The following is a 366-nucleotide window of genomic DNA, read 5'->3' on the forward strand; positions in this document are numbered from 1 at the left end:
ATACCTTCAAGAATAGCAATTCGTTTTTGCATAAACTCGTAATCATCAACATCTAACAAATAAGCAGACGGTTGACCGTGCTCTGTAATTAACACCGGTTCTTTTGAAGCATGAAGCTCAGAAAGAATCTTGGTTGCTTGACGTTTTAATGTAGTAACTAATTCAACTTTCATATTCAGTTTCCATTATTGAAAGAACAAAGTGTCACTATTGTATCACTTAATTAGCCATTGAGACAGTTCATTTAACGCCGCAATAACACGTTTACTACGACACAGACTTAGCTAAATTTTACTGCCTTAATCACTGAAACAAAAGGCAAACCTACAACGCCGAATGTAGTAAATCGTGTTGATTGCTTTGTTA

At 35.2% G+C, this 366-nt stretch carries 1 protein-coding gene; it reads right to left on the reverse strand.

The features are described 5' to 3' along the window. On the reverse strand, positions 1–173 hold a 173-nt coding region (locus A6E03_RS19705), incomplete at its 3' end, for a type II toxin-antitoxin system Phd/YefM family antitoxin (protein ID WP_083201878.1). Positions 174–366: the final 193 nt, after the last annotated feature.

The sequence above is a fragment of the Aliivibrio sp. 1S128 genome (genome assembly GCF_001691065.1).
GTDB lineage: Bacteria > Pseudomonadota > Gammaproteobacteria > Enterobacterales > Vibrionaceae > Aliivibrio.